This is a genomic window from Acinetobacter sp. Ag2, assembly GCF_001005515.1.
Classification (GTDB): domain Bacteria; phylum Pseudomonadota; class Gammaproteobacteria; order Pseudomonadales; family Moraxellaceae; genus Acinetobacter; species Acinetobacter bereziniae.
Map to the genome: position 1 here is coordinate 21,449 of NZ_LBNA01000019.1, position 7,487 is coordinate 28,935.

Genomic DNA, 7,487 nt, shown 5'->3' on the forward strand with positions numbered 1-7,487 from the left:
TGTTCCCTGATTATTTTTATGACACTTTATTTTCCATACAATACTATCTTAACCAATTACTCAAATTCTAATAACCCAATTGACGACTGGCGAGATCTTTCATGATTTCTTCTGCGCCTCCGCCAATCATATTCACTTTAACATCGCGATAAATACGTTCAGACTTCGTTCCACGCATAAATCCCATCCCACCCAAAGTTTGTACTGCTGCATCTGCACAAAATTGCATGGTCTGCGTTGCCACATTTTTTAGCATGCAGATTTGAGCAATCAATTCATTGCCCTGCATCTCAGGTTTCCCCAGACGATATGCTGTATCTTCTAGTAAAGCCAGTGTAGTGGTAAGACGAGTCGCCATATCCACAAGTTTATGACGAACCACCTGATGATCTAACAAACGCTTGCCAAAGGTTTTACGTTCTCGTGCCCATTCCAAGGCCTCCTCATAGCAAGTTAGTGCAAAACCATAACTACTTGCAGCAAGAAAAAAACGCTCCATATTAAAGTTATTCATAATCACCAAAAACCCCATATTTTCAGCACCTAATAAATGATGTGCTGGAACACGGACTTGATCAAAATGTAAATGTGCAGTATCTGAAGCCCACCACCCCATCTTGTCCAATTTTGACTTGCTAATGCCTTTGCTATGGGCATCAATCAATAACATTGAAATACCATTTGGACCTTTGGCATCTACATCCGTACGTACAGCGACCGTATAGTAATCTGCACGAATGCCCGAAGTAATAAACGTTTTTTCCCCACTCACGATATAATCATCACCATCTCGTAGTGCTTTAGTTTTCAACGCCGCGACATCTGAGCCACCAGATGGTTCGGTGATGGCTAAAGCGGAGATTTTCTCACCTGCAATAATTTGTGGCATCACTTGGTCACGAATATGAGGCTGTGCAAAATAATGGATCGGAGGCGTTCCAATGGTATGAATCATCAGTGAGATATGTACCCCGCCTGAACCCGCTTTAGCTGTTTCAACTGCTGCAAGGAACACATGAAATGCATCTGCATCTGGTATTCCTCCATGATCTTCATCAAACCCTAAACCCAGTAGTCCTATGGATGCAGCTTTTTGATAAAGTTCTCGTGGAAAACTTCCCTCCTCATCCCATTCATTGACATAAGGGCTGATTTCTTTTTCCACAAACTTCTTCACACTGTCAGCAAATGCACGATGTTCAGCGGTGTAGTAAATCGGGTTATTTAAATGATCCATCTCTTGTTGTTCCCTGATTATTTTTATGACACTTTATTTTCCATACAATACTATCTTAACCAATTACTCAAATTCTAATAGCCCAATTGACGACTGGCGAGATCTTTCATGATTTCTTCTGCGCCTCCACCAATCATATTCACTTTAACATCACGATAAATACGTTCAGACTTCGTTCCACGCATAAACCCCATCCCCCCCAAAGTTTGTACAGCTGCGTCTGCACAAAATTGCATGGTCTGCGTTGCCACATTTTTTAGCATACAGATTTGAGCAATCAATTCATTACCCTGCATTTCAGGTTTTCCCAGACGATAAGCTGTATCTTCCAATAAAACCAGTGTGGTGGTAAGACGAGTCGCCATATCCACAAGTTTATGACGAACCACCTGATGGTCTAACAAACGCTTGCCAAAGGTTTTACGTTCTCGTGCCCATTCCAAGGCCTCCTCATAGCAAGTTAATGCAAAACCATAACTACTGGCAGCAAGAAAAAATCGTTCCATATTAAAGTTATTCATAATTACCAAAAACCCCATGTTTTCAGCACCTAATAAATGATGTGCTGGAACACGGACTTGGTCAAAATGTAAATGCGCAGTATCTGAAGCCCACCACCCCATTTTGTCCAATTTTGACTTGCTAATGCCTTTGCTATGCGCATCAATCAATAACATTGAAATACCATTTGGACCTTTGGCATCTACATCCGTACGTACAGCGACCGTATAGTAATCTGCACGAATGCCCGAAGTAATAAACGTTTTTTCTCCACTCACGATATAATCATCACCATCTCGTAGTGCTTTAGTTTTCAACGCCGCGACATCTGAGCCACCAGATGGTTCAGTGATGGCTAAAGCGGAGATTTTCTCACCTGCTAAAATCTGCGTCAGCACTGTCTCTTTAATTTCATCTGAAGCAAAATGATTGATCGGCGGTGCGCCAATTGAATGTGACAATAAAGAAGCGCACAAACCGCCTGAACCAGTTTTAGCAAGTTCAATGGAAGATAAAAGGACATGAAAAGCATCAGTTTCAGGTATTCCACCATAGCGTTCATCAAAACCTATGCCTAACAAGCCAATTTCAGCTGCTTTTTGATAAAGTTCTTTTGGAAATGTTTCAGCTTCTTCCCACTCATTGATATGTGGCATTAACTCCTTTTGAACAAACTTACGAACTGAGTCTGCAAAGGCAAAATGCTGATCTGTATAGTAAATTGGGTTATGTTTCATCTTGATGTGCTTCCCAGCATTATTTTTAAAAACTTATACTGACAGATTTTAAAGCATTTAAAGTTGCAGAAATGATCAATTTATAATTAAAAACATGTCAATTTTGCTGAAAACTCATGTATTAATTTCAGCTTCCATTTCAAAAATCCGTTACACTCTTAATAATTTCATTTTAATTTTTAGCTCTAGAAATAATGGCGACACTGAATCAATTTTTATCTCGTTTTAGCCCGGCAACTATTCAACGAAGCTTGAGTTATGTCAAAAAAATTGATCTTAAATCTCTAGAAATTTATCCTGACCGTGACAATTTAGTGATAGAGGCACAAGTTCAAGGGACCGACTATTATGAAACGGCAGTTATTTATAATCCGTTAAAAAATCAGATCGTCGATACCGACTGTAGTTGTCCTGTAGCCTATGATTGTAAACATGCGGCAGCATTAGCCCGTTATTTTTATGATCAAGAAATGTCGAATGCACTGAGTCGACAAAATTTAAACCATTCAGAGCAAACTTCAGCAACAGCCAATCAAACTGCACATGGCACAGCAAAAGCTTGGTTAAATCAATTTAAACAACAATTGGCTCAAATTCAGCCAGCCACAAAAAAAACACCGCATCAACTGGTATATATTTTTCAGGCCAAAAATAATTCGGCTCAACTGCAACTTTGCGTATACAAAGCTCGCCATAATAAAGATGGAAAAATTCGTGATACAGCACTGTATACCAGTTATGACAATGTGCTTAATGAACGCCTAAAAGTCAGTCCAGAAGAAAAGAAAATCTTTAGTCACCTCTATTTTTTTGCAAAGTTAAATTTCAATAATGCCCATTTTTATCCTTCATCATGGGATATTTCGGGTATTTATCAGGAACATCTTAAAACTGCAATTTTGAGTGGTGATTGTTATGGACTGGATGTACAAAGACCAGCATTAACTTGGTCTGAACAGAACTATAAAATCGAATTTAATTGGCAATCTAAACCTGAGCAACAAACTGAAAAATTAAAAGCACATTTTTTTGATGATCAACAATTAGAAATTACCGGTGAACATGCACAACATATTTATATTATTCATTCTCACCCTTTAAGCTATTTAGATTTGTTCAAAAACCAAGTGGGTGCGCTTGAATCTTCATATTCTAGTGAAATGATTGAAGAACTGCTGAACATGCCTCAGATGCCTGTTGAACTTATGCCTGAATTTCAACAAGCCATCCAACCTTATTCATGTTTTGAAGATTTTCCACAAGCTCAATCTACACAAAATGTAGATATCCTAACTGGCAAACCAACGCCAATTTTACGCTTTGGTACGCATCCACAATATGATCGCTTAGGTCATATGCACCACTATGCTTTTGCAGAAATCGAATTTGAATACCAAGCTGGAAGAATCAAAGCTGGTTTTCCAGATGAATGTTTTGTCAGTAACGTCCAACAAAAAACGGTACGACAACAACGTGATCTTGTCATAGAAAAACAATATATTGCGACCTTAATGGACGCTATTCCATCCCTACAATGGATCACCAAAATACCGAAAAGCAAGAGACCTGCGTTTGATAACATTACTGAAAAATCAATTATTTGTGCAGATCCTACTGCATGGATTGATCAACTGATTCCTGAAAATAAAATTGAACTTCTCGGTTGGAAAGTTGAGCACACTGCCGATAGCCAATTCAACTTACGCGCCACACAAAATTTGCAGTTATCTTTAACCGAATCTGAAAAAAAGCAAGATTGGTTTAATGTTGGCGCAACCATTCAAGATGTACATGGGCAAACTTATAATTTAATCGACTTATTGGGCTACGCCATTCAACATAATCCTCATCTCTTAGAAGATGATTATATTGCACAAATGAAGGATGAAAGTTTTCTCATTGTTCATTTAAGAGAAGCTCAGTCTCAATTGGCGTTAAAGGTTCAGGACATCAAACCTATTTTGATTTATCTGAAAGAAATTTTACGCCATCCAGAGTCTGCCTCATTAGACCAATACGATGCTGCACAATTTTTGGATTTACAACATCATTTGGGCATGCCGTGGCAAAGTAGCGAACGGTTACAAATATTTGCTGAGAAGTTGCAAAGTAGTTATCAACATCAAATTGCGACACCTGAAGGCTTTCAAGGAGAATTACGTCCTTATCAACAGCAAGGTTTAGCATGGTTACAGTTTTTACGTGAAACTGAACATGGCGGTATCCTCGCCGATGACATGGGCTTAGGTAAAACAGCTCAAACACTTGCGCATATACTGATAGAAAAACAAGCAGGGCGATTGAAACAACGCCCAGCCTTGATTATTGCACCCACATCTTTAATGCATAACTGGCGTAAAGAAGCTGAAAAATTCACCCCTGAATTAAAGGTTTTAGTCCTTCAAGGTCAAGATCGCTTGGAATATTTTCAAGATATTAACAATGCGGATGTGGTACTAAGTACCTACCCATTAATTGGTCGTGATGAAGAATTTTTATTGCCACACCAGTACCATTTACTGATTCTGGATGAAGCACAAAACATCAAAAATCCACGGGCTAAAGCATCTCAAGTAGTTCGTCAAATTAAGGCTAAACATCGTCTGTGTTTGACTGGAACACCGATGGAAAACCACTTAGGTGAATTATGGTCTTTATTCCATTTCCTTATGCCTGGTTTTCTTTATAGCCAAGAATTATTTAATAAAAAATATCGAAATCCTATTGAAAAGCATGCTGATATTCCAACAAAAGTTAAGCTTGTTTCACGTATTAAACCATTTATGTTGCGCCGCTTAAAAACAGAAGTTGCCAAAGAACTTCCAGAAAAGACCACAATTGAAGTCAATATTGACATGAATGAACAGCAATCTAAACTCTACGAGGCTGTTCGTGCAACAATGCAAAAGAATATCCGAGAACTCATTGCAGCCAAAGGTTTTCATCGTAGTCAAATCCAGATCTTGAGTGCCTTACTCAAACTTCGACAAGTATGTTGCCATCCTAGCCTTTTACAGCTTGATCAAATTAAAAATCAAAATGTCGAATCTGCTAAGTTGGATCATTTATTAGAAATGGTCCAAGGCATGGTTGAAGAAGGACGCAAGATTTTAATTTTTTCTCAATTCACAACCATGCTTCAACTCATTGAAGAACATTTAAAAGCATTAAATATTCGAAATGTAAAATTGACAGGACAAACCAAAAAACGTGATGAAGTGATTACTGCATTCCAATCAGGAGAAATTCCTGTTTTCCTGATCAGTTTAAAAGCGGGTGGCGTTGGACTAAACCTAACTGCTGCGGACACTGTAATTCACTTTGATCCATGGTGGAACCCTGCTGCTGAAGATCAAGCTTCAGATCGTGCATGGCGAATCGGTCAAGACAAACCTGTCTTTGTTTATAAACTGATTACCAACCAAAGTATCGAAGAAAAGATTTTAGCCTTACAGAAAAATAAAGCTGATCTTGCCAAATCTGTATTGAGTATTGATCATGAAAATGAAGTGAAATTGTCTGAAGATGATGTCATGAGCTTGTTGGATTGAAACTAAATACCTAGTTAAGCATTACTTTTTATCTAGCCAATGCTTTCATTCAGCATGGAATTTTGCATAATATCCACGAGTAAATGCTTATTTAAATTGTTAACAGCAATTTTCTAATCCGTTCAATGTAAGCATTTACCTACAACTTCTGCCGAACTTAGCGAATATACGGCTGCTTTAAATTCACCTATTCTATCGTTATCGGGAACAGGAAGTTTCCCAGACAAAACAACAATAACCAAGTGTCTGAGCATCAGGAACGTGAGATTCGACAGGAGTCAGATCTAACACACCAATACGAAGAAAACCCCATCAGGATGATGGGGTTTTCTTTTTGTATTCAATTATTTATTAAAATCTTCTATAAATAAAAAAACGAGATTGAATCTTCATCATATTCTTGATGCTCCCACTCCCTTTGAGAAATGATTGGGATAAGTGGCTATTAGTAATAACTCAATATTTCTTATCATTAACATTGAATCAATACTTTTAAAAGTTGACTAGTTTTAGAGCTTTGTTAAGCTCTCTACCTCTTTCAGCAATCCTATATTGTAGATTTTGTACATGTTGATTAATCTCCTTACCAGCTTCTAAAACTTTTGATAGATTTTCGTGCCATCCTTGGTTATTTGCTTTAATGTCAATTTGCATAACACTTTCCTGATACCCCCAAAAACAGTTTGCTTGACCAAATATTTTTCTTATTGAATCAGACATTTCGGGATAATATAAATCTGTTATTGCATGTGCATCATGAAGACGATTACAGTTTTCAATATATCTTTTACGGAAATCTGTAAGTTCAGTCTCTGGTAATTTGATATAGCTCATGGTTTGTGAATTTTCAAAAGAAATGATTGAGAGAATTTTATGCAATATCTCCAATTTTTCCCGTTCTAAAGAAACTTCATCCTTTAATCGCTCATTGGCTAAACGATCCAATTGAAGCTGAATATCTTTCTCGGAATTTTTTTGTGCTATTTTTAATTGAATTCCACTAGTATAACGCGCAACGATATAACCAAACAAAGCAGTAATCGTAGCGCCTAAAAGTATATATATTTCTTTTTCCATTTCAACATCCTTACTCTATTCTTGTATTAAACTGATTATCAACATTATTTTCTTTGATTTACGCATAAAAAAACACCCTCAACATTTTAGTTGAGGGTGTTTTAAGAATTAAAAGCTGGCGATGACTTACTCTCACATGGGTAACCCCACACTACCATCAGCGCTAAGAGGTTTCACTTCTGAGTTCGGGAAGGGATCAGGTGGTTCACTCTTGCTATTGTCGCCAGCAAACTGTTATGGACTTTTTCGGGTCTTATGGGTATGCCTTACTTTGTTCCAAATGAGTTTAACAGAAGAACATTTGAGTTGGTTATTGTAACTAGCTTTACAACTAAATCAAGTATCTTTGATCTTTTATGAATCAAATGATGCTTCATATACAAC

4 protein-coding genes and 1 rRNA gene are annotated in these 7,487 nt (G+C 37.5%); 1 reads left to right on the top strand and 4 read right to left on the bottom strand.

Going from position 1 to position 7,487, the window contains the following annotated elements; translation table 11 throughout:
* Nucleotides 1-67: 67 nt before the first annotated feature.
* Nucleotides 68-1,237 carry an acyl-CoA dehydrogenase family protein gene (locus AAV97_RS00870; RefSeq protein WP_046759554.1) on the bottom strand — a complete coding sequence of 390 codons (1,170 nt, stop codon included), beginning with the start codon at nt 1,235-1,237 and terminating at the stop codon, nt 68-70.
* Between the two features lie 74 nt (nt 1,238-1,311).
* Nucleotides 1,312-2,475, bottom strand: coding sequence for an acyl-CoA dehydrogenase family protein (locus tag AAV97_RS00875; RefSeq protein WP_009586411.1), 1,164 nt, complete (start codon nt 2,473-2,475; stop codon nt 1,312-1,314).
* A 194-nt stretch (nt 2,476-2,669) separates the two neighbouring features.
* On the opposite strand from AAV97_RS00875, the gene AAV97_RS00880 reads away from it, so the two are divergent.
* Nucleotides 2,670-6,026: a DEAD/DEAH box helicase gene (locus tag AAV97_RS00880; protein WP_009586407.1), complete on the top strand. Its 3,357-nt coding sequence runs from the start codon at nt 2,670-2,672 to the stop codon at nt 6,024-6,026.
* Between the two features lie 492 nt (nt 6,027-6,518).
* On the opposite strand, the gene AAV97_RS00885 is transcribed toward AAV97_RS00880, so the two are convergent.
* Together AAV97_RS00885 and rrf are read right to left on the bottom strand one after the other, a co-directional pair.
* Nucleotides 6,519-7,103, bottom strand: coding sequence for a hypothetical protein (locus tag AAV97_RS00885; RefSeq protein WP_009586409.1), 585 nt, complete (start codon nt 7,101-7,103; stop codon nt 6,519-6,521).
* Between the two features lie 113 nt (nt 7,104-7,216).
* A 5S ribosomal RNA gene (rrf, locus tag AAV97_RS00890) occupies nt 7,217-7,331 on the bottom strand.
* Nucleotides 7,332-7,487 lie beyond the last annotated feature (156 nt).

Excerpts from the sequence above, each read along its gene's own strand:
- AAV97_RS00870 (WP_046759554.1), bottom strand. The coding sequence starts at position 1,237 with ATGGATCATTTAAATAACCCGATTTACTACACCGCTGAACATCGTGCA.
- AAV97_RS00875 (WP_009586411.1), bottom strand. The coding sequence starts at position 2,475 with ATGAAACATAACCCAATTTACTATACAGATCAGCATTTTGCCTTTGCA.
- AAV97_RS00880 (WP_009586407.1), top strand. The coding sequence starts at position 2,670 with ATGGCGACACTGAATCAATTTTTATCTCGTTTTAGCCCGGCAACTATT.
- AAV97_RS00885 (WP_009586409.1), bottom strand. The coding sequence starts at position 7,103 with ATGGAAAAAGAAATATATATACTTTTAGGCGCTACGATTACTGCTTTG.